The sequence below is a fragment of the Rhodococcus sp. NPDC004095 genome, assembly GCF_053604015.1.
The window spans coordinates 17904-42364 of sequence record NZ_JBSGGS010000004.1 but is presented as its reverse complement, the minus strand read 5'-3'; the positions used below and the strand labels follow the sequence as shown (position 1 = coordinate 42364).

Genomic DNA, 24461 nt, shown 5'->3' with positions numbered 1-24461 from the left:
CCGCGATGCGGTGGGGCCCTTTTCGTTGAGCGCTGTGTTCGGGTGGTGCGTAGGTGAATCTCGGCTACGCCGTCCCCGGGACGGATCGGATGGGATCAGATGGGGGTGCCGGCCGCCTTGCGGTAGCCGCGGACCGCGGGCCAGGTGAAGAGCGCGATCATCCCGACGGCCCACAGTGTGGTCTTGATCAGCGGTTCGGCGACCGGACCGCCCAGGCTCAGCCCCTTCATCGCGTCGATGGCCGTGGACATCGGCTGGTTCTCGACGAAGCCCTGCAGCCAGGTCGGGTACGCCGCGGTGGGGACGAAGCCGGAGTTGAAGAACATCAGCAGCGAGCACACCAGGGACAGCAGTTCCACGAGGGGCAGTTTGGCGGCGCTCACCGACAGCGCGGTGACCATGGTCGCGAACCCCAGACCCATCAGCAGTGGCACGCAGATCATTGCGAACCCGGCGATGAGGCCCTGGTTGAAGCGGAACCCGAGGGCGAATCCGACCGTCAGAATCAGCACTGTCGTCAGCAGGATGCGGACCGCCTCGGCCAGTAGCCGGCTGACCAGGCCCGACGCCCGATGGACCGGCAGGATCCAGAATCGGCTGAGCAGGCCGCGGCGCCACTCCATCTTCAGCTGCATGCCGCTGGCGATGGAACCGAACATCGAGCCGACCAGCGCGATCATGGGTGCGTAGCCGTACACGCTGTTGACGCCGGTGGCCTTGGTGACCGAGATCCCCAGCACGGCGTTGAACATGATCAGCATCAGCGACGGGTACACGATCGCCTGCAGCATCGTGTACGGGTCGCGGAGCCACCGGGTCAACAGCCGCTGCGTCTGCAGCAGGCTGTGCGTGACCAGTGCCTGCCGGGAGTCCTCCGGGTACACCTCGGTGGTCTCGTGGAAGGTGATCTCGGTGATCGGGGCGTCTTCGCGCCGCTCGTGGGTTGGTGCGGTGGTCATTTGCGCCTCACGTTCGCCCACACGGTCAGCGGAGCGATCACCGCGAAGAGCCCCAGACACCACAGCACGGCGGGCGTCATCAGGTGCATAGTCACGGAGCCGTCGGCGATCGCGCGCATCGAGATCGCGAACTGGGAGATCGGCTGGTTGCGAACGAACGCCTGGGACCACGAGGGGAACTGCGAGACCGGAACGAAGCCGGCCGAGAACATACCGAGGATCAGCTGCGGCAGCGTCAACGCCTGGCTGGTCATCTCGGGACTCTTGCTCAGCGTGCCGATCAGGTCGCCGCCCAGCGACAGCGTCATCGCGATCGCCAGTGACATCGCCACGAACAGCGTGGCGTTGCCGATGCCGCCGGTGAACCGGAATCCGATGATGTGGCCGTAGACGAGTGCGGCGATCAGCGAGATGGTGCAGTGCACGAACGACGCCGTCATCCGGGACGCCAAGGGAACGCCGGCGAAGATGGGCATCGTCTGGAATCGCGCGTTCATGCCGTTGACGGCTTCGAGTGCGGCCTTGCCCGCGGCGGAGATGGCGGTGAAGGCCATCGCCTGCAGCACGATGATCGGCATCACGAACTGGGCGTAGTCGATGCCCTGGAACTTCATCACGAAGCGCAGCGGCAGGTAGAAGCCGATCGTGAAGATCGCGGGTGCGAGGATCGCGATGAACAGCTGCCCACTCGTCCACATGCCGCGAACGTTGCGGCCGGTCAGCGCGAGCCACTGTCCGGTTGCCGACAGTTCCGGCCGACGGTGCCGGCCGACGCGGGCCACGGCCTTGGACTGTGGCTCGGGTGGGGTCTCGTCCGACTGTGCTGCGCGCGCAGCGATGGCGGTCATGATGCTTCGCTCTCTTCGGCGGCCGGCTGACCGGTCAGTGCAAGGAACACGTCGTCGAGCGACGGCCGCCGCAGCGCGATGTCGGCGAGGGGGATCCGGGAGATGTCGAGCCGGCGCAGCACCTCGGCGAGCGTCTGCGCGCCGTACTGGGCGGGGATCGACAGCCGATCGTGGCCGGTTGCGGTGACGTACTCCGGCGGCACCAGGCTGGTCAGCACCGCGTGCACACGCGGCAGGTCCGCCAGCCGGAGCGGCACGACCTCGCAGTAGCTGCCGCCGGTGCGTTCCTTGAGCTGGTCGGCGGTGCCCTCCGCGATCACCGTGCCCCGGTCGATGACGACGATGTTGTCGCTGAGCACGTCGGCCTCTTCGAGGTACTGCGTGGTCAGCAGGATGGTGATGCCCTGCTCCTTGAGTGTCGAGACGAGCGACCAGACGCCCTGCCGGCTGCGCGGGTCGAGGCCGGTCGTCGGCTCGTCGAGGAAGACCACCTCGGGCCGGGTCACCAGGCCGCACGCGATGTCGACGCGTCGGCGCATACCGCCCGAGTAGCCTGCGACCTTGCGCTCGGCCGCGTACTCGAGGTCGAACTGGCGCAGCAGTTCCTCGGCGCGTGCCTTGGCGGACTGGCGGTTGAGTCCCATCAGACGCCCGAAAAGCACGAGGTTCTCCCGTGCCGTCAACTGCTCGTCGAGCGCCGCGTACTGACCGGTCATCATGATCGATCGCCGCACCGCCGGTGCCTGGGTGACGACGTCGTGACCGGCGACCAGCGCGCGCCCCGAATCCGGGCGCAGCAGGGTGGACAGCACGTTGACCGTTGTCGTCTTGCCAGCGCCGTTGGGGCCGAGGATTCCGAGCACGGTGCCGCGAGGCACCTCGAAGTTGACCCCCCTGAGCGCCTGCACTTCACCGAAGGACTTGCGGATTCCCTCGACCAGGACGGCAGAGTGGGGTGTAGGCATGCCAGCGAGTATGTCACGCATCGGAGAACGCCGAGGCAGACCGGGGGACCGCGGTTGCCTGCAAATCGCTGACGATCTACGCGTCGGTAACGTCGCGTTGCTCGCGTCCGATGATTCCGTCCCGTGGTCCGGGCGGGCATGCTGCGCGTGCCGGCGCGCAGGCGGCCGACAACTGGATGTGAAGCAGGTCACGTCGTGGTGTTCCTTGTGTCGGCCGGTGGGGTTGCGCAGGAGCGGCCGCTACTTCGGCGTGACCCAGACGGTGATGTCGGCGTGTACGACCTCGGTGCCCGCCTTGTCGCGGATGAAAACGGGCACGACCAGGTCGGCGCCCTCGGTGATGGCGGCGAAGTCGGGCAGCGAGGGCAGTGTGGCGGTCGCGTGCAGTCCGGTGGTCGCCTTCGTCAGGTACTGCGTGTGCATGGCCTTCGGAATCCACCGGTGTGTGGGTGGGACGGTGGCCTCGGCGAGCATGCCCATCGCGGCCTCGGCGAGGTTGCACGCCGCGATCGCGTGGTAGGTGCCGATGTGGTTGTGCACACCCCACCATTTCGGGGCTCGGACCTCGCAATGGCCGGGCTCCAGTGCGACGACGCGGGGGAGGACGGTGGCGAAGTAGGGCACGCGGATGCACATGCCAAGGGAGAACAGTGTGGATCCGACGCGGTTCCGGGGGAGCCGCTGCCAGGTCCGGTAGGTGGTGGTCGTGGTGGTCATGACGGAATCTTACTCTGAAGTAAGTTCGATACGGGGTGTCCGTCCGCCCGGATTTGAAGTCCGGACCGGTCTCCGGCATACTGTTCAGGTTGCCTGGGCCAGGGACGTGCACGCGCACGGCCTTCGCCTGGCGAGAAAGGGTCGAGGACCGGAAGCTCGCGCGGATAGATTCCGCCGGTGGTTCCCGGTCCGGCCAATGCAGGACAATCGTCGCAAGACGGAAGCAGTGACCACCTGCGCCCCGCCTGGGGTGCAGCCCGGAACACATTCCGCTGGTCGATCCGTGTGCAAACACGGGTCGGGGGATGAGCGGGAGGGCGACACGCCCGACCGCGTGGACCGGGAACAGTTCCATGACAGATGAACAGCGGCAGCGGATCGGACATCCCGATCGGCATCGGGCGTGCAGTCCGATCGCCAACGTTCTTCTTCGCCCGGAAGTGGGTGGGAACTGTGCAGACGAGGTAGCCCCTGACGGGTCTACGTGCAAACGAGCGGCTCCACGTGATCGACAGACACAGCGAGTCGCGAGGGCCTAATCACATCGGGCAAGGAAGAGGACACAAGCGTGGCGGGACAGAAGATCCGCATCAGGCTCAAGGCCTACGACCATGAGGCGATCGACGCGTCTGCGCGCAAGATCGTGGAGACGGTGACCCGTACCGGGGCCCGTGTGGTCGGACCGGTGCCGTTGCCGACCGAAAAGAACGTGTACTGCGTCATCCGTTCGCCGCACAAGTACAAGGACTCGCGCGAGCACTTCGAGATGCGCACCCACAAGCGGCTCATTGACATCCTCGACCCGACGCCCAAGACGGTCGACGCGCTCATGCGCATCGACCTGCCGGCCAGCGTCGATGTCAACATCCAGTGAGCGCGGCGGAGACAACAACAATGACTGAGAACAAGATCACGGGCATCCTGGGCACCAAGCTCGGCATGACCCAGGTCTTCGACGAGAACAACCGGGTCGTTCCGGTCACCGTCGTCAAGGCCGGACCGAACGTCGTCACCCAGATCCGCACCGAGGAGCGTGACGGCTACAGCGCCGTGCAGCTCGCCTACGGCGCGATCGACCCCCGCAAGGTGAACAAGCCGACCTCCGGCCAGTTCGCCAAGGCCGGTGTCACCCCCCGCCGCCACGTCGTGGAGCTGCGCGTCGCCGACGCCGGCGAGTACGAGGTCGGCCAGGAGCTCACCGCCGCTGTGTTCGAGGACGGCGCCTACGTCGACGTCACCGGCACCTCCAAGGGCAAGGGCTTCGCCGGCACCATGAAGCGTCACGGCTTCGCCGGTCAGGGCGCCTCCCACGGTGCGCAGGCCGTTCACCGTCGCCCCGGTTCGATCGGTGGCTGCGCCACCCCGGGCCGCGTGTTCAAGGGCATGCGCATGTCGGGCCGCATGGGTAGCGACCGCGTCACCACGCAGAACCTCACCGTCCACAAGGTGGACGCCGAGGCCGGCCTGCTTCTGATCAAGGGTGCGATCCCCGGCCGCAAGGGTGGCCTCGTGATCGTCAAGACCGCAGTGAAGGGTGGTGCGTCCGCATGACCGAGACCGCAACCAAGCTCACCCTCGACGTCCGCAACGCCGACGGCGGCACCAACGGCACCGTCGACCTGCCCGCCGAGATCTTCGATGCGACGGCCAACATCGCGCTGATGCACCAGGTCGTCGTCGCTCAGCTGGCCGCGGCACGTCAGGGCACGCACTCCACCAAGACCCGCGGCGAGGTCCGCGGCGGTGGCAAGAAGCCGTACCGGCAGAAGGGCACCGGCCGCGCCCGTCAGGGCTCGACCCGCGCGCCGCAGTTCGCCGGTGGTGGCACCGTCCACGGCCCGAAGCCGCGCGACTACAGCCAGCGGACCCCGAAGAAGATGAAGGCAGCCGCCCTCCGCGGTGCCCTCTCCGACCGGGCCCGCAACGAGCGCATCCACGTGATCACCGAACTGGTTGCCGGGCAGACCCCGTCCACCAAGAGCGCCCGCAAGTTCCTGGGCGAGATCTCGGGTCGCAAGAAGTTCCTGCTCGTCGTCGGCCGTGAGGACATCGCGGCTTGGAAGAGCGTGCAGAACCTCGAGGGTGTGCACCCCATCGCCCCCGACCAGCTGAACACCTACGACGTGCTCAACAGCGACGACGTCGTGTTCAGTGTCGAGGCGCTCAACACGTTCATCCACGGCCCGGCCGAGTCGGCGCAGAAGGAGGAGAGCAAGTGAGCACCATCGCCGATCCCCGCGACATCCTGCTCGCGCCGGTCATCTCCGAGAAGTCCTACGGACTGATCGAGGAAGGCACCTACACCTTCCTGGTGCACCCGGACTCGAACAAGACGCAGATCAAGATTGCCGTGGAGAAGGTCTTCGGCGTCACCGTGACCAGCGTCAACACCGCCAACCGTCAGGGCAAGCGCAAGCGGACCCGGTTCGGCTACGGCAAGCGCAAGGACACCAAGCGCGCGCTCGTGACCATCTCGGCCGACAGCAAGCCCATCGAGATCTTCGGAGGCCCGGTCGCGTAAGCGAGCGGGACTTGACGAGATATAGAGGACGAGAAGACTCATGGCAATCCGTAAGTACAAGCCGACTACCCCGGGCCGTCGCGGCTCGAGCGTCTCGGACTTCGCCGAGATCACTCGGTCGACGCCCGAGAAGTCGCTCATCCGCCCGCTGCACGGTCGTGGCGGTCGTAACGCACACGGTCGCATCACCACCCGACACAAGGGTGGCGGACACAAGCGCGCCTACCGGCTGATCGATTTCCGTCGCAACGACAAGGACGGCGTGCCGGCCAAGGTCGCGCACATCGAGTACGACCCCAACCGCACCGCGAACATCGCGCTGCTGCACTACGCCGACGGCGAGAAGCGCTACATCATCGCGCCGAAGGACCTCAAGCAGGGTGCACGGGTCGAGTCCGGCGTCGGCGCCGACATCAAGCCCGGCAACAACCTGCCGCTGCGCAACATCCCGACCGGTACCACCATCCACGCGGTGGAACTGCGTCCGGGCGGCGGCGCCAAGATGGCCCGCTCCGCCGGCGCCAGCATCCAGCTCCTCGGCAAGGAGGGTCCGTACGCGACCCTGCGTATGCCGTCGGGTGAGATCCGCCGCGTCGACGTGCGCTGCCGCGCCAGCATTGGCGAGGTCGGCAACGCTGAGCAGTCCAACATCAACTGGGGCAAGGCCGGCCGCATGCGCTGGAAGGGCAAGCGCCCGACCGTCCGTGGTGTCGTGATGAACCCGGTCGACCACCCGCACGGTGGTGGTGAGGGTAAGACCTCCGGTGGTCGCCACCCGGTCAGCCCGTGGGGTAAGCCGGAAGGCCGCACCCGCAAGCCCAACAAGCCGAGCGACAAGCTCATCGTCCGCCGCCGTCGTACCGGCAAGAAGCGCTAGGAGGGAGTGAACTATGCCTCGCAGTCTTAAGAAGGGCCCGTTCGTCGACGACCACCTCCTCGCGAAGGTGGACGTGCAGAACGAGAAGGGCACCAAGCAGGTCATCAAGACCTGGTCGCGTCGTTCGACCATCATCCCCGATTTCATCGGTCACACGTTCGCCGTTCACGACGGTCGGAAGCACGTGCCGGTGTTCGTGTCCGATTCGATGGTCGGTCACAAGCTCGGTGAGTTCGCACCGACCCGCACGTTCAAGGGTCACATCAAGGACGACCGGAAGAGCAAGCGTCGATGAGCACTGAAACTCAGAACCCCACCGCCAAGGCGATCGCGCGCCACGTGCGCGTGACGCCGATGAAGGCCCGTCGTGTCGTGGACCTGGTTCGTGGTCGTTCCGTCGAGGACGCCCTGAACATCCTCAAGTTCGCACCGCAGGCCGCCAGCGAGCCGGTCGCCAAGGTCGTTGCCAGCGCCGCTGCCAACGCCGAGAACAACCTCGGCCTTGACCCCAGCACGCTGGTCGTCGCCACCGCGTACGTGGACGAGGGTGCCACCCTCAAGCGTTTCCAGCCGCGTGCCCAGGGCCGTGCGTTCCGCATCCGCAAGCGCACCAGCCACATCACGGTCATCGTGGAGAGCCTGCCCAAGGCCGGCACCTCGAACCGCAATCGCCGGAAGGGAAGTGCTCAGTAGTGGGCCAGAAGATCAACCCGCACGGCTTCCGCCTGGGTATCACCACCGACTGGAAGTCCCGCTGGTACGCAGACAAGCAGTACGCGGAGTACGTCAAGGAAGACGTCGCGATCCGCAAGCTCCTCGCCACGGGCATGGAGCGGGCCGGCATCGCGAAGGTCGAGATCGAGCGCACCCGTGACCGGGTCCGCGTCGACATCCACACCGCGCGTCCGGGCATCGTCATCGGCCGCCGCGGCGCCGAGGCCGACCGTATCCGCGCCGAGCTCGAGAAGCTGACCGGCAAGCAGGTCCAGCTGAACATCCTCGAGGTCAAGAACGCCGAGGCCGAGGCCCAGCTGGTGGCGCAGGGCGTCGCCGAGCAGCTCTCGAACCGTGTCGCGTTCCGTCGCGCCATGCGCAAGGCCATTCAGTCGGCCATGCGTCAGCCGAACGTCAAGGGCATCCGGGTGCAGTGCTCCGGCCGTCTCGGCGGTGCCGAGATGTCCCGCTCGGAGTTCTACCGTGAGGGTCGGGTTCCGCTGCACACGCTGCGCGCGGACATCGACTACGGCCTGTACGAGGCCAAGACCACCTTCGGTCGTATCGGCGTGAAGGTCTGGATCTACAAGGGCGACATCGTCGGTGGCAAGCGTGAGCTGTCCGCCGCCGCGCCGGCCGAGCGTCCGCGCCGCGAGCGTCCGAGCCGTCCGCGTCGCTCCGGTGCCTCGGGCACCACCGCGACCAGCACCGAGGCCGGTCGCGCCGCCACCGCCGAGGCTCCGGCCTCGACCGAATCGAATCAGGAGGGCTGACGCATGTTGATCCCACGTCGGGTCAAGCACCGCAAGCAGCACCACCCGAGCCGTTCGGGTGCGGCCAAGGGTGGCACCCAGGTCACCTTCGGTGAGTACGGCATCCAGGCTCTCGAGCCGGCGTACATCACCAACCGTCAGATCGAGTCCGCTCGTATCGCCATGACGCGCCACATCAAGCGTGGCGGCAAGATCTGGATCAACATCTTCCCGGATCGCCCGCTCACCAAGAAGCCCGCCGAGACCCGCATGGGTTCCGGTAAGGGTTCGCCGGAGTGGTGGGTCGCGAACATCAAGCCCGGTCGGGTCATGTTCGAGATGAGCTACCCCAATGAGGAGATCGCTCGCGAGGCCCTGCGTCGCGCGATGCACAAGCTCCCGTGCAAGTGCCGGATCGTCACCAGGGAGGAGCAGTTCTGATGGCTACTGGAACCCCCGCCGCTGAGCTCCGCGAGCTCACCGAGGAGGAGCTGGTCACCAAGCTCCGCGAGTCGAAGGAAGAGCTGTTCAACCTTCGCTTCCAGATGGCGACCGGTCAGCTGGACAACAACCGTCGGCTGCGCACCGTTCGTCACGAGATCGCGCGCGTCTACACCGTTATGCGCGAGCGTGAGCTCGGCCTCGCCGCCGGCCCGGATGCGGGTGACGCGGCATGAGTGAGAAGGACACCGCAGTGACCGAAGAGCGTGGGACCCGCAAGGTCCGCATCGGCTACGTCGTCTCCGACAAGATGGAGAAGACGATCGTCGTCGAGCTCGAGGACCGTGTGAAGCACCCGCTGTACGGCAAGATCATCCGCCGTACCACCAAGGTGAAGGCGCACGACGAGAACGGCCTGGCCGGCATCGGCGACCGCGTTCAGCTGATGGAGACCCGACCGCTGTCGGCGACCAAGCGCTGGCGTCTGGTCGAGGTGCTCGAGAAGGCCAAGTAGGCTTTTCGAGCCCTCGCCGAACAGGCACTACGTGCCCGTACGCGTGAGTCAACTGTCGAACGGCCCGTCCCGGGTTTCCGGGGCGGGCCGTTCGGCCGTGATGGGTTCTACCAGGGATGATCGGTTTCGCCGATTTGGTTTCCCGAGGTCGATTCCCTACACTAGAGCGGTTGCCTGCGCCTCCGCATGTCCGCATGCGGCCGGCCGGGGACAGACCGCGCGTATCGGGTCGGTAATCCGCTACGTACGAAAATCCAGGTCTAGGAGAGATCAGTGATTCAGCAGGAGTCGCGACTTCGCGTCGCCGACAACACGGGTGCCAAGGAGATTCTCTGCATCCGCGTTCTCGGTGGCTCGTCTCGTCGCTACGCCGGGATCGGTGACATCATCGTCGCCACCGTCAAGGACGCCATCCCGGGTGGAAACATCAAGAAGGGCGAGGTCGTCAAGGCCGTCGTCGTGCGCACCACCAAGGAGCGCCGCCGTCCGGACGGCTCGTACATCAAGTTCGACGAGAACGCCGCCGTGCTCATCAAGCCGGACCACGATCCGCGTGGCACCCGCATCTTCGGCCCCGTCGGCCGCGAGCTGCGTGACAAGAAGTTCATGAAGATCGTTTCGCTCGCGCCGGAGGTGCTGTGATGAAGGTGCACAAGGGCGATACCGTTCTGGTCATCTCGGGCAAGGACAAGGGCGCCAAGGGCAAGGTCATCCAGGCCTACCCGGCGACCGACAAGGTCCTCGTCGAGGGTGTGAACCGGATCAAGAAGCACACCGCGGTTTCTGCGAACCAGCGCGGCGCCTCCTCCGGCGGCATCGTGACGCAGGAGGCCCCGATTCACGTCTCGAACGTCGCGGTCATCGACTCGGACGGCAACCCCACCCGCGTGGGCTACCGGACCGACGAGAACGGCAAGCGGGTTCGGATCTCCCGTAAGAACGGGAAGGACATCTGATATGACGAGCACCGAGAAGATTCAGCCCCGGCTCAAGGCGCGCTACCGCGCCGAGATCAAGGACGCGCTGAACGAAGAGTTCAAGTACGCCAACGTCATGCAGATCCCCGGCGTGGTCAAGGTCGTCGTCAACATGGGTGTCGGTGACGCCGCTCGTGACGCGAAGCTGATCAACGGCGCGGTTGCCGATCTCGCTCTGATCACCGGTCAGAAGCCCGAGATCCGTAAGGCCCGCAAGTCCATCGCGCAGTTCAAGCTGCGTGAGGGCATGCCCATCGGTGCCCGCGTCACCCTCCGTGGCGACCGGATGTGGGAGTTCCTCGACCGTCTCGTGTCGATCGCTCTTCCCCGAATCAGGGACTTCCGTGGCCTGTCCGGCAAGCAGTTCGACGGCAACGGCAACTACACCTTCGGTCTCAACGAGCAGTCGATGTTCCACGAGATCGACGTCGACAAGATCGATCGCCCGCGCGGTATGGACATCACCGTCGTGACGACCGCCACCAACAACGAAGAAGGCCGTGCCCTGCTCAAGCACCTCGGCTTCCCGTTCAAGGAGAACTGAGCCATGGCGAAGAAGGCACTGGTCAACAAGGCCAACAAGAAGCCCAAGTTCGCGGTTCGCGCGTACACCCGCTGCCAGAAGTGCGGCCGTCCGCACGCGGTCTACCGCAAGTTCGGTCTGTGCCGCGTGTGCCTGCGTGAGATGGCGCACGCCGGCGAGCTGCCGGGTGTTCACAAGAGCTCTTGGTGACACCACGCACGTGAGGTGAGGGCGCGGACTCCGATGGGGTCCGCGCCCTCGCTGTATTTGACGGCCTTCGCCGTGGATTCCGGTGTGGGATCCGTGCGGGGGAGTGGGCGAACCTCGGCCGATTTGGCCTGTGCTGGGGTTTTGCCTACACTAGAGCGGTTGCCTGTGCAACGTCGGCCCTTTGCGTGCCGGCGATGCTCGAACGGCACGACTCAATCCGGCCGACGAACGTCGCCCGGACCAGCCGAATTGTTGTAGGCCCACGACCGGTCTTCCGGTGGTGCATGGGAACCGCAGCGAGAAAGGTGTCGAGGTCGAACCATGACCATGACCGATCCCATCGCAGACTTCTTGACGCGTCTGCGCAACGCCAACTCGGCGTACCACGATGAGGTGAAGCTGCCGCACTCGAAGATCAAGGCGAACATCGCCGAGATCCTCAAGCGCGAGGGCTACATCTCCGACTACCGCACCGAGGACGCCGAGGTGGGCAAGACCCTCATCGTCGACCTCAAGTACGGCCCCAGCCGTGAGCGCAGCCTCGCCGGCGTCCGTCGTGTTTCCAAGCCCGGCCTCCGGGTTTACGCGAAGTCCACCAACCTGCCCAAGGTTCTCGGCGGCCTCGGCGTGGCGATCATCTCCACGTCCTCCGGCCTGCTCACGGACCGTCAGGCGGCCAAGCAGGGCGTGGGCGGCGAAGTCCTCGCCTACGTCTGGTAAGGGAGGCCACCACAATGTCGCGTATTGGAAAGATTCCGGTCACCGTCCCCTCGGGTGTCGAGGTGACCATCGACGGGCAGGACGTCGCAGTGAAGGGCCCCAAGGGCCAGCTGTCGCTGACGATCTCCGAGCCGATCGCCATCGCCAAGGGTGAGGACGGTGCCCTGCTGGTCACCCGTCCCGACGACGAGCGTCGCAGCCGCGCGCTGCACGGTCTGTCGCGCACCCTCGTCGCGAACCTCATCACCGGTGTGACCCAGGGTTACACCACCAAGATGGAGATTCACGGCGTCGGCTACCGCGTCGCGCTCAAGGGCCAGGACCTCGAGTTCTCGCTCGGCTACAGCCACCCGGTTCCGATCGAGGCGCCCGAGGGCATCTCGTTCGCGGTCGAGTCGCCGACCAAGTTCTCGATCTCCGGCATCGACAAGCAGAAGGTCGGCCAGATCGCCGCCAACATCCGTCGTCTGCGCAAGTCCGACCCGTACAAGGGCAAGGGCATCCGCTACGAGGGTGAGCAGGTCCGCCGCAAGGTCGGAAAGACGGGTAAGTGATATGAGCCAGACTGCAAACCAGAAGGCCAAGCGGATTCCGCTGGGCAAGGACGTGTCCACCACGCGTCGTCTGTCGAAGACGCGTCGTCACTTCCGTCTGCGCAAGAAGATCTCCGGCACGCCCGAGCGTCCCCGTCTCGTCGTGAACCGGTCCTCCCGGCACATCCACGTCCAGCTCGTGGACGACCTCGCCGGCCACACCCTGGCCGCGGCGTCGACCACCGAGGCGGACCTGCGTGCCGCCGAGGGCGACAAGAAGGCCCTCAGCGCGAAGGTCGGTCAGCTGATCGCCGAGCGCGCCAAGGCTGCCGGCATCGAAGCCGTGGTCTTCGACCACGGTGGCCACGGCTACCACGGCCGTATCGCGGCCCTCGCGGACGCCGCTCGCGAAAGCGGGTTGAAGTTCTGATGACCAAGATTTCGAACGGAAGGACAGTCTGATGCCGGGACGTCAGAGGCGTGACGGCGGCAGCGGACCCGCCGGACAGAACGGACCCGCCGGTGGCGACAGCCGCGGTGGCGACAACCGTGGTGGCGGTCGTGACCGCCGCGACAACCGTCGCGACAACGCTGCGGAGAAGTCGAACCACATCGAGCGCGTGGTTGCGATCAACCGCGTGTCCAAGGTGGTCAAGGGTGGTCGGCGCTTCAGCTTCACCGCTCTCGTGATCGTGGGCGACGGCAACGGACTCGTTGGCGTCGGCTACGGCAAGGCCAAGGAAGTTCCCGCGGCCATCCAGAAGGGTGTCGAGGAGGCTCGCAAGGGCTTCTTCCGCGTGCCGCTCATCGGCAGCACCATCACTCACCCGGTGCAGGGCGAGGCCGCTGCCGGCGTCGTCATGCTCCGTCCGGCCAGCCCGGGTACCGGTGTGATCGCCGGTGGTGCGGTGCGTGCCGTGCTCGAGTGCGCCGGTGTTCACGACATCCTTGCCAAGTCGCTCGGTAGCGACAACGCGATCAACGTCGTGCACGCGACCGTTGCCGCCCTCAAGGGTCTGCAGCGTCCCGAGGAGGTGGCCGCTCGTCGCGGTCTGCCGATCGAGGACGTGGCCCCGGCCGGCATGCTGCGCGCACGTGCGGGACAGGGAGTCTGATCATGGCCGAACTGAAGGTCACCCAGGTCAAGAGCTCGATCGGTGCCAAGCAGAACCAGCGCGACAGCCTGCGGACGCTCGGCCTCAAGGGCATCCGCAAGAGCGTCGTCCGTGAGGACAACGCCCAGAACCGCGGCCTGATCAACGTGGTTCGCCACCTCGTCACAGTTGAGGAGGTCTAACCATGACCATCAAGCTGCACCATCTCCGGCCTGCGCCGGGCGCCAAGACCGACAAGACCCGCGTCGGCCGTGGTGAGGGTTCGAAGGGCAAGACCGCCGGTCGCGGCACCAAGGGCACCAAGGCCCGCAAGAACGTGCCGGCCGCCTTCGAGGGCGGGCAGATGCCGCTGCACATGCGGCTGCCCAAGCTCAAGGGCTTCACGAACCCGAACCGGGTCGAGTACCAGGTCGTCAACGTGGCCGACATCGCTCGGGTGTTCCCCGAGGGCGGCCAGATCGGCGTCGAGGAGCTCATCGCCAAGGGCCTGGTTCGCAAGAACCGGCTCGTGAAGGTTCTGGGCGACGGCGAACTCACGGTTGCCGTTCAGGTCACCGCGAACAAGTTCACCGGTGCCGCCAAGGAGAAGATCACCGCTGCCGGTGGCACCGCCACCGAACTGTGATCGGATTCTGAACACCGCGACGGCCGCGGCACCGCGAGGTGCCGCGGCCGTCGTCGTTCGGCGGCCGGTGTCGGCATTTGTGGCCGGCAATTGTGGGATTGCCCAGCAGTCGCTCCGCACGCCACTGCTAGAGTTCTAGAGTTCACTCGACCATCGGGCGTTCCGCCCACCTCACTCTCGTCGTGCCCAGGAGGATCTTTGCTTTCCGCCTTCGTCTCGGCCTTCAGGACTCCAGACCTGAGGCGGAAGATCCTCATCGCACTCGGTTTGATCGCGCTCTATCGGTTCGGTGCGACGCTGCCGTCTCCCGGTGTCGACTACGGCAACGTGAAGGCGTGTATCGACCAGATCTCGGGGAGCGACCAGGCGGGCATCTACTCGCTGATCAATCTCTTCTCCGGTGGCGCGCTGCTGCAGCTGTCGGTGTTCGCGATCGGCATCATGCCGTACATCACGGCGAGCATCATCGTCCAGTTGTTGACAGTCGTGATCCCGCGATTCGAGGAGCTCCGCAAGGAGGGCCAGTCGGGTCAGGCGAAGATGACCCAGTACACGCGGTACCTGTCGATCGCGCTGGCCGTGTTGCAGGCCACCGGCATCGTGGCGCTCGCGGCGCGGGGCCAGCTGCTCCAGGGGTGTAGCGAACCGATCCTCGCCGACGACTCGGTGTTCTCGCTGGTGACCATCGTGCTGGTGATGACTGCCGGTGCGGCACTGGTGATGTGGATGGGTGAGCTGATCACCGAGCGTGGCGTGGGTAACGGCATGTCGCTGCTGATCTTCTCCGGCATCGCGTCCCGGCTGCCGTCCGAGGGCAAGGCGATCCTCGATTCGCGTGGCGGACTGATCTTCGCCGCGGTGTGTGTCGCCGCGCTGGTGCTGCTCGCCGGCGTCATCTTCGTGGAACAGGGCCAGCGCCGGATCCCGGTCCAGTACGCCAAGCGCATGGTCGGTCGCAAGATGTACGGCGGCTCGTCGACGTACCTGCCGCTGAAGGTGAACCAGGCCGGCGTCATCCCGGTGATCTTCGCGTCCTCGCTGCTGTACCTGCCGAACCTGATCGCCCAGCTGACGGGCGCGGCCAGCTCGACCGATCCGAGCTGGTGGCAGCGGATCATCAACGAGTACCTGGTGAACCCGTCGAACCCGGTCTACATCCTCATCTACTTCCTGCTCATCGTCTTCTTCACGTACTTCTACGTCGCGATCACCTTCAACCCGGAGGAGCGCGCCGACGAGATGAAGAAGTTCGGCGGCTTCATTCCCGGTATCCGTCCCGGCCGACCCACGGCGGACTACCTCCAGTACGTGCTCAGCCGCATCACGCTGCCGGGCGCCATCTATCTCGGTCTGATCGCGGTCCTGCCCAATCTCTTCCTTGCGAAGGGAACCGCGGGCAGCAGCATCTTCGGTGGTGCGGCCGTCCTGATTCTCGTCAGCGTCGGCCTCGACACCGTCAAGCAGATCGAGAGCCAACTCATGCAGCGCAACTACGAAGGGTTCCTCAAGTGAGACTCGTCCTCGTTGGTCCTCCCGGTGCCGGTAAAGGCACGCAGGCCGAAATCCTGTCGGAAAAGCTCGGCGTTCCGCACATCTCGACGGGCGACCTGTTCCGCGCGAACATCGGGCAGCAGACGGCTCTCGGTCTCGAGGCGAAGAAGTACATGGACGCCGGCGACCTCGTGCCAAGCGAGATCACGAACAACATGGTCAAGGCCCGGGTCGCCGAGCCCGATGCCGCGAACGGGTTCCTCCTCGACGGCTTCCCCCGGACGGTGGACCAGGCCGAGGCGCTGAAGGCGATCCTGGCCGGGCTGAACGTCACGCTCGACGGCGTCCTCGCGTTCGACGTCGACGACGACGTCGTGGTCGAGCGGATGCTGGCCCGTGGCCGCGCCGACGACACCGAGGACGTCATCCGCAACCGGATGCGGGTCTACCGCGAGGAGACCGCTCCGCTGCTGGACTACTACGCAGGCAGCATCGTCACCGTCGACGCCGTCGGCACGGTCGACGAGGTCAACGCCCGCGCGCTCGCCGCGCTCGGCAAGTAACAACCAAGAGGGATTTGTTCGTGGGGTTTCGTCGTAAGAAGGTCGTTCCGTTCCGCACCGCCGGTGAGCTCGACGCCATGGCGGCGGCGGGGGCGATCGTCGGCGCCACTCTGGTGGCCGTGCGGGCGGCGGCCAAGCCGGGGGTCAGCACCCTCGAGTTGGACCGGATCGCCGAACAGACGATCCGGGACGCCGGCGCGGTGCCGTCGTTCCTCGGCTACCACGGGTTCACCGGGTCGATCTGTTCGTCCGTGAACGATCGTGTCGTGCACGGCATCCCGTCCGCCGACGAGATCCTGGTGGCGGGGGACCTGGTCTCCATCGACTGCGGCGCGATCCTCGACGGCTGGCACGGCGACTCGGCATGGACGTTCGGGGTCGGCGACATCATCGATGCGGACCGCGACCTCAGCGAGGCGACGCGACTGTCGATGGAGGCCGGTATCGCGGCGATGTTGCCGGGCAACCGGCTCACCGACGTCTCGCACGCGATCGAGGAGGGCACCCACGCCGCCGAGCGTGCGCACGATCGCCGTTACGGCATCGTCGACGGCTACGGCGGGCACGGCATCGGTCGAGAGATGCACATGGATCCGTTTCTGGCGAACGAGGGTGCGCCCGGTAAGGGTCCGCAGCTCGTCGTCGGATCGGTGCTGGCGATCGAGCCGATGCTGACGCTGGGAACCACGGAGACCGAGACCCTCGATGACGACTGGACCGTCGTCACGATCGACGGGTCCCGCGCCGCGCACTGGGAGCACACCGTGGCAGTGACCGAGGACGGTCCGCGGATCCTGACGCTCCGGCCGGAGTAGCACTCCTTCTCAACGGAACGGGCAGTCGCACGGTGTGCGACTGCCCGTTCGTCGTTTCGCTCACGCCTCCATGACCAGGGTGACCGGTCCGTCGTTCACCGAGGACACCCGCATGTGGGCCCCGAAATGGCCTGTTTCCACGGTGGCGCCGAAGTCGCGCAGCGCTGCGGCGAACGCATCGACCAGTGGTTCCGCGACGGGGCGTGGAGCCGCCGCCGACCACGACGGCCGGCGACTCTTGCGGGCGTCGCCGAGCAAGGTGAACTGGCTGACGACGAGGACGGGGGCATCGACGTCGGAGGCGGACTTCTCGCCTTCCAGGATTCGGAGCTTCCAGATCTTCGCGGCGAACGTGGCCGCGGTGGTCTCGGTGTCGTCGTGCCCGACTCCGAGCAGGACGAGCAGACCCTGTCCGTCGGGCGTGATGCGGGCGACGATCGTCCCGTCGACCTCGACCGAGGCCTCGGTTACTCGTTGTACGACCGCACGCACGGGCATCGTCCTTTCGCGGAGGGAGGGTGGACGCGGCGCATTTGGCCTGGTGGGAGAACTCCGGTAAAGTGGATCAATGGTGCGTCCTGCGTGCCGGTCGTGCGCTGTTTCGGTCCCGCTTCCCGCGTCGTTCTCGGGGTGCACTCGAAGCAAGCGAGCAGCCGGTTCTCCATCGCGTCCGCACCACCGTAACGGAGAACGATGCCCACCAACGGATCGCGGAGGATATGGCAAAGAAAGACGGGGCCATCGAGGTCGAGGGACGAGTTGTCGAGCCACTGCCCAATGCGATGTTCCGCATTGAGCTGGAGAACGGCCACAAGGTCCTCGCACACATCAGCGGCAAGATGCGTCAGCACTACATTCGCATCCTGCCGGAAGACCGGGTCGTCGTAGAGCTGTCGCCCTACGACCTTTCTCGCGGTCGCATCGTCTACCGGTACAAGTAACAAGCTTCCCGGGCCACTCCTGGTCTGGGAGAGGTATGTCCACCGGCCGGTGGGCGACACATCAGGAGATTAGACAGACGTGAAGGTTCAGCCGAGCGTCAAGAAGATCTGCGAGAAGTGCAAGGTGATCCGCCGTAACGGGCGGGTCATGGTGATCTGCGAGAACCTGCGCCACAAGCAGCGTCAGGGCTAGATCGCTTCTCCTCGAAGATCTGCTTGGCAACAAGCACAGATGACCTTCCAGCACCAGCCGGCGTTTACGGCCACCGGGCGTGGCACCTTCGGGTGTTCGAGTCCACAGGCAGGCGTCGGTACACCCCCGGCACGGAGGCTGGGGCCCCACTGAGTTAGTTGAAAGACGTTTCACGGCCACGGTCCGTCCAGTTGGACACGGCCGGCCGTGATGGCACAGGGGATGGGCTGGGAGTAGACCTCCGCACACCGAAAAGGAATGCCAGATGGCACGACTCATGGGTGTCGATCTTCCCCGCGAAAAGCGGATGGAGATCGCACTGACCTACATCTACGGTGTCGGCCGTACCCGCTCCAAGGAAATTCTCGCGAACACGGGCGTCAGCCCGGACCTGCGTAGCAAGGACCTGAGCGACGACGACCTCACCAAGCTCCGCGACTACATCGAGGGCTCCGAGCTCAAGGTGGAGGGCGACCTGCGCCGCGAGGTCCAGGCCGACATCCGTCGCAAGATCGAGATCGGCTGCTACCAGGGCCTGCGCCACCGTCGTGGTCTGCCCGTGCGTGGACAGCGCACCAAGACCAACGCGCGTACCCGTAAGGGTCCGAAGCGCACCGTCGCAGGGAAGAAGAAGTAATGCCTCCGAAGTCACGTAGCACCGGTCCGAAGAAGACCCAGAAGGCGCGTCGCAGGGACAAGAAGAACGTCCCGCACGGTGCCGCTCACATCAAGAGCACCTTCAACAACACGATCGTGTCCATCACGGACCCGAACGGCAACGTCATTTCGTGGGCATCGTCGGGCCACGTGGGCTTCAAGGGCTCGCGTAAGTCCACCCCGTTCGCCGCGCAGCTTGCCGCCGAGAACGCTGCCCGCAAGGCGCAGGAGCACGGCGTCAAGAAGGTCGACGTCTTCGTCAAGGGCCCGGGCTCCGGACGTGAGACGGCGATCCGTTCGCTGCAGGCCGCCGGTCTCGAGGTCGGCACCATCTCCGATGTCACCCCCCAGCCGCACAACGGCTGCCGCCCGCCCAAGCGGCGTCGCGTCTAACGGGAAGGAAGGTAAAGAATCATGGCTCGTTATACCGGTCCCGTTACCCGTAAGTCGCGTCGCCTGCGTGTCGACCTCGTTGGAGGCGACCAGGCGTTCGAGCGTCGCCCCTACCCGCCGGGCCAGCACGGCCGCGCGCGGATCAAGGAGAGCGAGTACCTGCTCCAGCTGCAGGAGAAGCAGAAGGCTCGCTTCACCTACGGCGTCATGGAGAAGCAGTTCCGTCGCTACTACGAGGAGGCGAACGCTCGCCCCGGCAAGACCGGCGAGAACCTGCTTCGCATCCTCGAGACCCGTCTCGACAACGTCGTGTACCGCGCCGGCCTGGCCCGTACGCGTCGTCAGGCCCGTCAGCTGGTCAGCCACGGTCACTTCCTTGTGAACAACAAGAAGGTCGACATCCCCAGCTACCGCGTCTCCCAGTACGACATCATCGATGTCAAGGAGAAGTCGCTGGCGACGCTGCCGTTCCAGATCGCGCGTGAGACCTACACCGAGCGCCCCGCCGCGGGCTGGCTGCAGGTCGTCCCGGGTCGCCTGCGGATCCTGGTTCACCAGGAGCCGGAGCGCGCACAGATCCAGGTGCCGCTGCAGGAGCAGATGATCGTCGAGTTCTACTCGAAGTAAAAGCCTCACGGCTCGTGCGCGGTTTGTGTGTTCCCGGGTTTCGCGACTCGGACTCGCAGACCGCGCACGAGCGCCGAAGGCGCCATCCAACGTGGGTGTCAAATAGCGGACGCCCGTACAGGAGGAAAACCAAATGCTCATTTCGCAGCGACCCACGCTGACCGAAGAGGTCATCGCTGACAACCGCTCGAAGTTCGTCATCGAGCCCCTTGAGCCCGGCTTCGGGTACACCCTCGGCAACTCGCTTCGCCGCACCCTGCTGTCGTCGATCCCCGGCGCTGCTGTCACCAGCATCCGCATCGACGGCGTCCTGCACGAGTTCACCACCGTCCCCGGTGTGAAGGAGGATGTCACCGACATCATCCTGAACCTCAAGGGCCTGGTCGTGAGCTCCGAAGAGGACGAGCCGGTCACCATGTACGTCCGCAAGCAGGGCCCCGGTGCCGTGACTGCAGGCGACATCGTGCCTCCGGCCGGCGTCACGGTGAACAACCCGGATCTGCACATCGCCACCCTGAACGACAAGGGCAAGCTGGAGATCGAGCTCGTCGTCGAGCGCGGTCGCGGTTACGTTCCCGCCGTCCAGAACAAGGCGTCCGGCGCCGAGATCGGCCGCATTCCGGTCGACTCGATCTACTCGCCGGTGCTCAAGGTCACCTACAAGGTGGAGGCCACCCGCGTCGAGCAGCGCACCGACTTCGATCGGCTCGTTCTCGACGTGGAGACCAAGAACTCCATCACCGCGCGGGACGCGCTCGCTTCGGCGGGCAAGACCCTGGTTGAGCTCTTCGGCCTGGCCCGTGAGCTGAACGTCGAAGCAGAAGGCATCGAGATCGGACCCTCGCCCGCCGAGGCCGATCACATCGCCTCCTTCGGACTGCCGATCGAGGATCTGGACCTGACGGTCCGGTCCTACAACTGCCTCAAGCGCGAGGGTGTTCACACCGTCGGCGAGCTGGTTGGTCGCACCGAGTCCGACCTGCTCGACATCCGCAACTTCGGGCAGAAGTCCATCGACGAGGTCAAGGTCAAGCTGCACTCGCTCGGCCTGTCCCTCAAGGACAGCCCGGCTTCGTTCGATCCGTCCACGGTTGCGGGCTACGACGCCGCCACCGGGACCTGGAGCGACACCGATGCCGGTGCCTTCAACGAGGGTGAAGGCAACGACCAGGACTATGCCGAGACCGAGCAGCTGTAACAGCTCACTGAAGGTCCTTTACTAGGAGATTCATCATGCCCAAGCCCAAGAAGGGTGCCCGCTTCGGCGGGTCGGCTTCGCACCAGAAGGCGATCTTCGCCAACCTGGCCACCGCGCTCTTCGAGCACGGTCGTATCACCACCACGGAGGCCAAGGCCAAGGCCCTGCGTCCGTACGCCGAGAAGATCGTGACCAAGGCCAAGGGTGGAACCCTCGCCGACCGTCGCGAGGTTCTCAAGGTCATCCGCAACAAGGATGTCGTGCACACCCTGTTCGCGGAGATCGGCCCGTTCTACGCGGAGCGCGATGGCGGCTACACCCGCGTCATCAAGACCGTCCCCCGCAAGGGTGACAACGCTCCGATGGCGATCATCGAGCTCGTCAAGGAGCAGACGGTCACCTCCGAGGCCAACCGCGCTCGCCGCGTCCAGGCGTCGCAGGAGGCCAAGGCCGAGGAGACCAAGGTCGAGGAGACCGAGGTCGTCGAGGCTGCTGCCGAGGAGGCCCCGGCCGCCGAGGCCGAGTCCGCCGACGAGGCCAAGAAGGACTAACGCTGAACGCGTCAGAACCTGCGAACGAACCCGTCGCTCCCATCCGGGAGGGCGGGTTCGTTCGCTTTCGACTGGACATCACCTACGACGGCACCGACTTCGCGGGGTGGGCCCGTCAGCCCGGTCTGCGGACGGTGTGCGGGGTGCTCGAAGAGGCGATCTCGACGGTGTTGCGGCAGCCGGCGCAGTTGACGGTCGCCGGGCGCACCGACGCCGGGGTGCACGCCTGCGGGCAGGTCGCGCACTGTGACCTCGACATGTCCGGCGCCGGCGAATCGGCGAACGGGCCGCGCCACGGAGCCGGCCTCGACGATCCGGATCGGTTGGTGCGCAGGCTCGCACGCTTCCTCCCGCCGGATGTGCGCGTCAAGGCGATCACCGCCGCACCCGCCGAGTTCGACGCCCGGTTCTCGGCGATCCGTCGGCACTACGAGTACCGGGTCACGACCGCGAGGTACGGTGCCGAGCCGCTGCGGGCCCGCGACACCGTGTCGGTGCCGAAGGTGCTCGACCTGGACGCCATGCAGACGGCGTCCCATGCGCTGCTCGGGCTGCACGACTTCGCCGCGTTCTGCCGGCGCCGGGAGGGCGCGACGACGGTTCGCGAACTTCAGCGCTTCGACTGGACGCGCGAGGGTGACATCCTGACCGCCCACGTCAGCGCGGATGCGTTCTGCTGGTCGATGGTCCGCAGTCTGGTCGGTGCGGTGCTGGCCGTGGGGGAGGGTCGGCGCACCGTCGACTGGACGACCGCGTTGCTGCAGGAACGGGAACGGTCGAGTTCCGTTCTCGTGGCGCCCGCACACGGACTGAGCCTCGTGCGGGTGGACTACCCGGACGAGCGGGACCTCGCCGCCCGGAACGCCGCGACCCGCGAGGTGCGCGCACTGCCCGGCGGCTGCTGCGGCGACTGACGTCGGCGGGGTTCCTGCAGTCCGACTCGTCGTGGACGGATCGACTTCGGAGTGCAGGCCGGTGTGATCGCTTCCGGGAACGTGGCCGCGCGGTGGTGCTGATCTCTCGGACCATGCGCGTAGGTTGCGCGGGCGGCATGAGGGAAGCGGGCTGCCAATCGAATGCCCTGGCCGGTGCCAGGGCATTCGCCGTTTCCGGATGGATCTTCCAGATCCTCGCGATCGGATACGACAACCGGAAGTGAGGCGAAGGGGATGAGACCGGAGTCGCCGGCTTCCGTCGTGTGACGTGCAAGCGCGCTGCTCCCATCCGACGACAACGCGGCCATGACCGAGCGGGTGTCCGCTCGGGCGTTGGTCCGCCGGCCTGTCGGTCGCGATCACGGGCTCCGGCACTTCTACTCCTCGACGCTGATCCACTTCGGAGTGTCGGCGAAGGCGCCGTGGTGGCCGGCGACCGCCGGGACGGGCACACGGCGTTCGTCGCGGACCTGGCCGCCGCGACGATGGTCCGGATCCAACGCCGGCAGGTAACCGAGGCGACCCTGGCTGGGGGATGCGGAGGCGTGTCAGGAGCTTGCCTCCCTCGTGACCAACGGTTTGGCGAGGTAACGTGCCCCTTCTCTTATTGGCACGGTGAGCTGGGGAAACGATCTTGGACGGATGTCTGGGAGAATTCCACGATTCGGTCACGGTCCGGCCACGGGCTGGCTAAGGTGATCTGAATTTGCGCGCTTGTCGCTCATTGGCGCGCCCCTGGTTCGTGAGGAGAAATGATGTCTCGTCCGATTGTGAGGCGGGTGGTGGGGACGGTAAGTGCTGCCACCCTGGCGACGCTCAGCGTCGCCGTTGTCGGTGGGGTGGCGTCTGCCGCATCCGGGTCCGTGACGTGGGATGACGGTGCGAGCCGATTCACCCGCACCATCAGCAATACGACGCCGAACGCGGGTGACGTGATCACGTCGTCGACGAAGTTCCAGCGCACCAACATCGTCGGTGAGTACATCTACACGGTGTCGGACTACCACCCGACGTGCCTCACGTACGTCAACGGTTCCGCGAAGATGAACGGGTCTGCGATCGGTGTGGACACGGTGGCCGCGGACAACACGAAGGTCAAGGGCGGTGCGACACAGTGGCCGGTGGGTAACCTGGTCAACGGGACGGATCGGACCTTCGAGTTCTCGTACACCGTCGGGGCGGACTGTGCGCGCGACACGGCGCTGTCGACGTGGATGAACTACACCAGCGGTCTCGGTTCGGGCACGTACACGAACAAGGGTCCGACCCTCACCGTCGCCAAGAGTGCGACCACCACCACCCTCGCCGCGGTCACGGGTGCGAAGGTGGGGCAGTCGTCGCAGTTGACGGCGACGGTCACCGGTGGCGCGGCGGGTAACACGGTCGAGTTCTACGACGGCACCACCAAGATCGGTCAGGGACCGCTCGTGGGTAATGCCGTGTCGATCGGCTGGACTCCGACGACCGCAGGCAACCACAGCCTTACTGCGAAATTCCTCGCTACGGCGACCGCCGCGGAATCCCAGTCGGCGGCACAGTCCGTGTCCGTCGGGGTCGCCGACGTGGCGACCACGACCACCCTCCAGGTCCCGGCGACCGCGACCACCGGTCAGGCCGTCGAGTTGAAGGCGACGGTCGCTCCGGCCCCGAGCGGTGGCACGGTGCAGTTCAAGGACGGTGCAACGAACATCGGTGCGCCCGTTGCGGTCACCGGTGGAGCCGCGACCCTGTCGCACACCTTCGATGCTGCGGGTGGCAAGAACATCACCGCTGTCTTCTCGGGTGCGGGCGAGTTCCTCACCTCGACATCGGCGGTGGGTTCGATTGCGGTGTCGGTTCCGGATGTCGCGACGACGACGTCGCTGGAGGTGCCCGCGTCGGCGACGACGGGGCAGGCCGTGGAGTTGAAGGCAACCGTCACCCCGGCCGATGCCGCCGGAACCGTCCAGTTCAAGGACGGTGACGCGAACATCGGTGCGCCGGTTGCGGTCACGGGTGGTGTGGCGACGTTGTCGCACACCTTCGATGCTGCGGGTGCCAAGAACGTCACCGCGGTGTTCTCGGGTGCGGCCGGGTTCCTCGGTTC

The 24461-nt window shown here is 66.1% G+C and carries 39 protein-coding genes; 33 read left to right on the top strand and 6 right to left on the bottom strand.

Annotated features, from left to right (window positions below; genetic code table 11):
• Positions 1–95 precede the first annotated feature (95 nt).
• The 4 genes from ACWEPG_RS08870 to ACWEPG_RS08855 all read right to left on the bottom strand — a co-directional run bounded on the left by ACWEPG_RS08870 (position 96) and on the right by ACWEPG_RS08855 (position 3489).
• On the bottom strand, positions 96–959 hold the full coding sequence (locus tag ACWEPG_RS08870) for an ABC transporter permease (protein ID WP_450114605.1): 864 nt from the start codon (positions 957–959) through the stop codon (positions 96–98).
• Complete coding sequence (locus ACWEPG_RS08865) at positions 956–1807, bottom strand: ABC transporter permease (RefSeq protein ID WP_450114604.1); 852 nt, start codon at positions 1805–1807, stop codon at positions 956–958. Before ACWEPG_RS08865 ends, ACWEPG_RS08870 begins: the two co-directional genes overlap by 4 nt.
• Positions 1804–2772, bottom strand: a complete 969-nt coding sequence (locus ACWEPG_RS08860; RefSeq protein WP_450114603.1) for an ATP-binding cassette domain-containing protein — start codon at positions 2770–2772, stop codon at positions 1804–1806. The genes ACWEPG_RS08865 and ACWEPG_RS08860 overlap by 4 nt, the downstream gene beginning before the upstream one ends.
• 240 nt (positions 2773–3012) lie before the next feature.
• Positions 3013–3489 (bottom strand): hotdog fold domain-containing protein, encoded by a 477-nt coding sequence (locus ACWEPG_RS08855; RefSeq protein ID WP_450114602.1) that lies wholly within the window; start codon positions 3487–3489, stop codon positions 3013–3015.
• Between the two features lie 568 nt (positions 3490–4057).
• On the opposite strand from ACWEPG_RS08855, the gene rpsJ reads away from it, so the two are divergent.
• The 24 genes from rpsJ to map all read left to right on the top strand — a co-directional run bounded on the left by rpsJ (position 4058) and on the right by map (position 16880).
• Positions 4058–4363, top strand: coding sequence for a 30S ribosomal protein S10 (gene rpsJ / locus ACWEPG_RS08850; protein WP_003938093.1), 306 nt, complete (start codon positions 4058–4060; stop codon positions 4361–4363).
• 20 nt (positions 4364–4383) lie between these two features.
• Complete coding sequence (gene rplC / locus ACWEPG_RS08845; RefSeq protein ID WP_450114601.1) at positions 4384–5040, top strand: 50S ribosomal protein L3; 657 nt, start codon at positions 4384–4386, stop codon at positions 5038–5040.
• Complete coding sequence (gene rplD, locus ACWEPG_RS08840) at positions 5037–5708, top strand: 50S ribosomal protein L4 (RefSeq protein ID WP_450114600.1); 672 nt, start codon at positions 5037–5039, stop codon at positions 5706–5708. Before rplC ends, rplD begins: the two co-directional genes overlap by 4 nt.
• Positions 5705–6010 carry a 50S ribosomal protein L23 gene (gene rplW / locus ACWEPG_RS08835; protein WP_007531907.1) on the top strand — a complete coding sequence of 102 codons (306 nt, stop codon included), beginning with the start codon at positions 5705–5707 and terminating at the stop codon, positions 6008–6010. Before rplD ends, rplW begins: the two co-directional genes overlap by 4 nt.
• A 40-nt stretch (positions 6011–6050) precedes the next feature.
• The gene (rplB, locus tag ACWEPG_RS08830) at positions 6051–6887 is read left to right on the top strand and encodes a 50S ribosomal protein L2 (RefSeq protein WP_378487261.1); all 837 of its coding nucleotides are present in this window, start codon (positions 6051–6053) and stop codon (positions 6885–6887) included.
• 13 nt (positions 6888–6900) lie between these two features.
• Positions 6901–7182: a 30S ribosomal protein S19 gene (gene rpsS, locus ACWEPG_RS08825; protein ID WP_005518370.1), complete on the top strand. Its 282-nt coding sequence runs from the start codon at positions 6901–6903 to the stop codon at positions 7180–7182.
• Complete coding sequence (gene rplV, locus ACWEPG_RS08820) at positions 7179–7580, top strand: 50S ribosomal protein L22 (RefSeq protein ID WP_450114599.1); 402 nt, start codon at positions 7179–7181, stop codon at positions 7578–7580. The genes rpsS and rplV overlap by 4 nt, the downstream gene beginning before the upstream one ends.
• Positions 7580–8374, top strand: a complete 795-nt coding sequence (gene rpsC / locus ACWEPG_RS08815) for a 30S ribosomal protein S3 (protein ID WP_387478763.1) — start codon at positions 7580–7582, stop codon at positions 8372–8374. The genes rplV and rpsC overlap by 1 nt, the downstream gene beginning before the upstream one ends.
• Positions 8375–8377: 3 nt before the next feature.
• Entirely contained in the window at positions 8378–8794 is a 417-nt protein-coding gene (gene rplP / locus ACWEPG_RS08810) for a 50S ribosomal protein L16 (protein ID WP_345341311.1), read from the top strand.
• Positions 8794–9030 carry a 50S ribosomal protein L29 gene (rpmC, locus tag ACWEPG_RS08805; protein ID WP_007531922.1) on the top strand — a complete coding sequence of 79 codons (237 nt, stop codon included), beginning with the start codon at positions 8794–8796 and terminating at the stop codon, positions 9028–9030. The genes rplP and rpmC overlap by 1 nt, the downstream gene beginning before the upstream one ends.
• Entirely contained in the window at positions 9027–9308 is a 282-nt protein-coding gene (gene rpsQ / locus ACWEPG_RS08800) for a 30S ribosomal protein S17 (RefSeq protein ID WP_345341315.1), read from the top strand. Before rpmC ends, rpsQ begins: the two co-directional genes overlap by 4 nt.
• Before the next feature lie 273 nt (positions 9309–9581).
• Positions 9582–9950: a 50S ribosomal protein L14 gene (rplN, locus tag ACWEPG_RS08795; protein ID WP_007531925.1), complete on the top strand. Its 369-nt coding sequence runs from the start codon at positions 9582–9584 to the stop codon at positions 9948–9950.
• On the top strand, positions 9950–10264 hold the full coding sequence (gene rplX / locus ACWEPG_RS08790; RefSeq protein ID WP_450114598.1) for a 50S ribosomal protein L24: 315 nt from the start codon (positions 9950–9952) through the stop codon (positions 10262–10264). Before rplN ends, rplX begins: the two co-directional genes overlap by 1 nt.
• Position 10265: 1 nt before the next feature.
• Positions 10266–10829, top strand: coding sequence for a 50S ribosomal protein L5 (gene rplE, locus ACWEPG_RS08785; RefSeq protein ID WP_142100157.1), 564 nt, complete (start codon positions 10266–10268; stop codon positions 10827–10829).
• 3 nt (positions 10830–10832) lie between these two features.
• The gene (locus ACWEPG_RS08780) at positions 10833–11018 is read left to right on the top strand and encodes a type Z 30S ribosomal protein S14 (protein WP_050063877.1); all 186 of its coding nucleotides are present in this window, start codon (positions 10833–10835) and stop codon (positions 11016–11018) included.
• 321 nt (positions 11019–11339) lie between these two features.
• On the top strand, positions 11340–11738 hold the full coding sequence (gene rpsH / locus ACWEPG_RS08775) for a 30S ribosomal protein S8 (RefSeq protein ID WP_345341327.1): 399 nt from the start codon (positions 11340–11342) through the stop codon (positions 11736–11738).
• A gap of 14 nt (positions 11739–11752) precedes the next feature.
• Positions 11753–12292: a 50S ribosomal protein L6 gene (gene rplF, locus ACWEPG_RS08770; protein ID WP_450114597.1), complete on the top strand. Its 540-nt coding sequence runs from the start codon at positions 11753–11755 to the stop codon at positions 12290–12292.
• A 1-nt stretch (position 12293) separates the two neighbouring features.
• Positions 12294–12701, top strand: coding sequence for a 50S ribosomal protein L18 (gene rplR, locus ACWEPG_RS08765; RefSeq protein WP_450114596.1), 408 nt, complete (start codon positions 12294–12296; stop codon positions 12699–12701).
• A 31-nt stretch (positions 12702–12732) separates the two neighbouring features.
• A complete protein-coding gene (gene rpsE, locus ACWEPG_RS08760) occupies positions 12733–13386 on the top strand; it encodes a 30S ribosomal protein S5 (RefSeq protein WP_450114595.1) in 654 nt (217 codons plus the stop codon).
• A gap of 2 nt (positions 13387–13388) precedes the next feature.
• Entirely contained in the window at positions 13389–13568 is a 180-nt protein-coding gene (gene rpmD / locus ACWEPG_RS08755; protein ID WP_345341335.1) for a 50S ribosomal protein L30, read from the top strand.
• Between the two features lie 2 nt (positions 13569–13570).
• Positions 13571–14011: a 50S ribosomal protein L15 gene (gene rplO, locus ACWEPG_RS08750; RefSeq protein WP_450114594.1), complete on the top strand. Its 441-nt coding sequence runs from the start codon at positions 13571–13573 to the stop codon at positions 14009–14011.
• A gap of 198 nt (positions 14012–14209) precedes the next feature.
• Complete coding sequence (gene secY, locus ACWEPG_RS08745) at positions 14210–15523, top strand: preprotein translocase subunit SecY (RefSeq protein ID WP_450114593.1); 1314 nt, start codon at positions 14210–14212, stop codon at positions 15521–15523.
• On the top strand, positions 15520–16065 hold the full coding sequence (locus ACWEPG_RS08740; protein ID WP_450114592.1) for an adenylate kinase: 546 nt from the start codon (positions 15520–15522) through the stop codon (positions 16063–16065). The genes secY and ACWEPG_RS08740 overlap by 4 nt, the downstream gene beginning before the upstream one ends.
• Positions 16066–16085: 20 nt before the next feature.
• Positions 16086–16880, top strand: a complete 795-nt coding sequence (map, locus tag ACWEPG_RS08735; protein WP_450114591.1) for a type I methionyl aminopeptidase — start codon at positions 16086–16088, stop codon at positions 16878–16880.
• A 60-nt stretch (positions 16881–16940) separates the two neighbouring features.
• Here the strand turns inward: map and dtd are convergent, their stop codons facing one another.
• Positions 16941–17372, bottom strand: a complete 432-nt coding sequence (gene dtd / locus ACWEPG_RS08730; RefSeq protein ID WP_450114590.1) for a D-aminoacyl-tRNA deacylase — start codon at positions 17370–17372, stop codon at positions 16941–16943.
• 227 nt (positions 17373–17599) lie between these two features.
• Between dtd and infA the strand changes: the two genes are divergently transcribed.
• The 8 genes from infA (at position 17600) to truA (ending at position 22354) form a co-directional block, all read left to right on the top strand.
• Positions 17600–17821: a translation initiation factor IF-1 gene (gene infA / locus ACWEPG_RS08725; RefSeq protein WP_003418601.1), complete on the top strand. Its 222-nt coding sequence runs from the start codon at positions 17600–17602 to the stop codon at positions 17819–17821.
• Between the two features lie 79 nt (positions 17822–17900).
• Complete coding sequence (gene rpmJ, locus ACWEPG_RS08720) at positions 17901–18014, top strand: 50S ribosomal protein L36 (protein WP_003938068.1); 114 nt, start codon at positions 17901–17903, stop codon at positions 18012–18014.
• A 265-nt stretch (positions 18015–18279) separates the two neighbouring features.
• On the top strand, positions 18280–18651 hold the full coding sequence (rpsM, locus tag ACWEPG_RS08715) for a 30S ribosomal protein S13 (RefSeq protein WP_450114589.1): 372 nt from the start codon (positions 18280–18282) through the stop codon (positions 18649–18651).
• Positions 18651–19064 (top strand): 30S ribosomal protein S11, encoded by a 414-nt coding sequence (rpsK, locus tag ACWEPG_RS08710; protein ID WP_003938066.1) that lies wholly within the window; start codon positions 18651–18653, stop codon positions 19062–19064. Before rpsM ends, rpsK begins: the two co-directional genes overlap by 1 nt.
• Before the next feature lie 21 nt (positions 19065–19085).
• Positions 19086–19691, top strand: coding sequence for a 30S ribosomal protein S4 (gene rpsD, locus ACWEPG_RS08705; protein ID WP_450114588.1), 606 nt, complete (start codon positions 19086–19088; stop codon positions 19689–19691).
• A 133-nt stretch (positions 19692–19824) separates the two neighbouring features.
• Positions 19825–20889, top strand: coding sequence for a DNA-directed RNA polymerase subunit alpha (locus tag ACWEPG_RS08700; RefSeq protein WP_450114587.1), 1065 nt, complete (start codon positions 19825–19827; stop codon positions 20887–20889).
• Positions 20890–20924: 35 nt separating this feature from the next.
• The gene (gene rplQ / locus ACWEPG_RS08695) at positions 20925–21440 is read left to right on the top strand and encodes a 50S ribosomal protein L17 (protein WP_450114586.1); all 516 of its coding nucleotides are present in this window, start codon (positions 20925–20927) and stop codon (positions 21438–21440) included.
• 41 nt (positions 21441–21481) lie between these two features.
• Entirely contained in the window at positions 21482–22354 is an 873-nt protein-coding gene (gene truA, locus ACWEPG_RS08690; protein ID WP_452594363.1) for a tRNA pseudouridine(38-40) synthase TruA, read from the top strand.
• Between the two features lie 398 nt (positions 22355–22752).
• Here the strand turns inward: truA and ACWEPG_RS08685 are convergent, their stop codons facing one another.
• A complete protein-coding gene (locus ACWEPG_RS08685) occupies positions 22753–22875 on the bottom strand; it encodes a hypothetical protein (RefSeq protein ID WP_450114585.1) in 123 nt (40 codons plus the stop codon).
• A 279-nt stretch (positions 22876–23154) separates the two neighbouring features.
• Here ACWEPG_RS08685 and ACWEPG_RS08680 point away from each other — a divergent pair.
• The coding region (locus tag ACWEPG_RS08680; protein ID WP_452594272.1) for an Ig-like domain-containing protein at positions 23155–24461 on the top strand (1307 nt) is incomplete at its 3' end.

Excerpts from the sequence above, each read along its gene's own strand:
- ACWEPG_RS08855 (WP_450114602.1), bottom strand. The coding sequence starts at position 3,489 with ATGACCACCACGACCACCACCTACCGGACCTGGCAGCGGCTCCCCCGG.
- rplR (WP_450114596.1), top strand. The coding sequence starts at position 12,294 with ATGAGCCAGACTGCAAACCAGAAGGCCAAGCGGATTCCGCTGGGCAAG.
- ACWEPG_RS08870 (WP_450114605.1), bottom strand. The coding sequence starts at position 959 with ATGACCACCGCACCAACCCACGAGCGGCGCGAAGACGCCCCGATCACC.
- rplO (WP_450114594.1), top strand. The coding sequence starts at position 13,571 with ATGACCATCAAGCTGCACCATCTCCGGCCTGCGCCGGGCGCCAAGACC.
- rpsS (WP_005518370.1), top strand. The coding sequence starts at position 6,901 with ATGCCTCGCAGTCTTAAGAAGGGCCCGTTCGTCGACGACCACCTCCTC.
- rplB (WP_378487261.1), top strand. The coding sequence starts at position 6,051 with ATGGCAATCCGTAAGTACAAGCCGACTACCCCGGGCCGTCGCGGCTCG.
- rplQ (WP_450114586.1), top strand. The coding sequence starts at position 20,925 with ATGCCCAAGCCCAAGAAGGGTGCCCGCTTCGGCGGGTCGGCTTCGCAC.
- rpsH (WP_345341327.1), top strand. The coding sequence starts at position 11,340 with ATGACCATGACCGATCCCATCGCAGACTTCTTGACGCGTCTGCGCAAC.
- ACWEPG_RS08860 (WP_450114603.1), bottom strand. The coding sequence starts at position 2,772 with ATGCCTACACCCCACTCTGCCGTCCTGGTCGAGGGAATCCGCAAGTCC.
- rplC (WP_450114601.1), top strand. The coding sequence starts at position 4,384 with ATGACTGAGAACAAGATCACGGGCATCCTGGGCACCAAGCTCGGCATG.
- ACWEPG_RS08865 (WP_450114604.1), bottom strand. The coding sequence starts at position 1,807 with ATGACCGCCATCGCTGCGCGCGCAGCACAGTCGGACGAGACCCCACCC.
- rpsK (WP_003938066.1), top strand. The coding sequence starts at position 18,651 with ATGCCTCCGAAGTCACGTAGCACCGGTCCGAAGAAGACCCAGAAGGCG.
- rplF (WP_450114597.1), top strand. The coding sequence starts at position 11,753 with ATGTCGCGTATTGGAAAGATTCCGGTCACCGTCCCCTCGGGTGTCGAG.
- rplD (WP_450114600.1), top strand. The coding sequence starts at position 5,037 with ATGACCGAGACCGCAACCAAGCTCACCCTCGACGTCCGCAACGCCGAC.
- rplX (WP_450114598.1), top strand. The coding sequence starts at position 9,950 with ATGAAGGTGCACAAGGGCGATACCGTTCTGGTCATCTCGGGCAAGGAC.
- rplV (WP_450114599.1), top strand. The coding sequence starts at position 7,179 with ATGAGCACTGAAACTCAGAACCCCACCGCCAAGGCGATCGCGCGCCAC.
- rpsQ (WP_345341315.1), top strand. The coding sequence starts at position 9,027 with ATGAGTGAGAAGGACACCGCAGTGACCGAAGAGCGTGGGACCCGCAAG.
- rpmC (WP_007531922.1), top strand. The coding sequence starts at position 8,794 with ATGGCTACTGGAACCCCCGCCGCTGAGCTCCGCGAGCTCACCGAGGAG.
- rplE (WP_142100157.1), top strand. The coding sequence starts at position 10,266 with ATGACGAGCACCGAGAAGATTCAGCCCCGGCTCAAGGCGCGCTACCGC.
- ACWEPG_RS08780 (WP_050063877.1), top strand. The coding sequence starts at position 10,833 with ATGGCGAAGAAGGCACTGGTCAACAAGGCCAACAAGAAGCCCAAGTTC.
- ACWEPG_RS08700 (WP_450114587.1), top strand. The coding sequence starts at position 19,825 with ATGCTCATTTCGCAGCGACCCACGCTGACCGAAGAGGTCATCGCTGAC.
- rpmD (WP_345341335.1), top strand. The coding sequence starts at position 13,389 with ATGGCCGAACTGAAGGTCACCCAGGTCAAGAGCTCGATCGGTGCCAAG.
- rplP (WP_345341311.1), top strand. The coding sequence starts at position 8,378 with ATGTTGATCCCACGTCGGGTCAAGCACCGCAAGCAGCACCACCCGAGC.
- rpsM (WP_450114589.1), top strand. The coding sequence starts at position 18,280 with ATGGCACGACTCATGGGTGTCGATCTTCCCCGCGAAAAGCGGATGGAG.
- rpsE (WP_450114595.1), top strand. The coding sequence starts at position 12,733 with ATGCCGGGACGTCAGAGGCGTGACGGCGGCAGCGGACCCGCCGGACAG.
- infA (WP_003418601.1), top strand. The coding sequence starts at position 17,600 with ATGGCAAAGAAAGACGGGGCCATCGAGGTCGAGGGACGAGTTGTCGAG.
- rpsD (WP_450114588.1), top strand. The coding sequence starts at position 19,086 with ATGGCTCGTTATACCGGTCCCGTTACCCGTAAGTCGCGTCGCCTGCGT.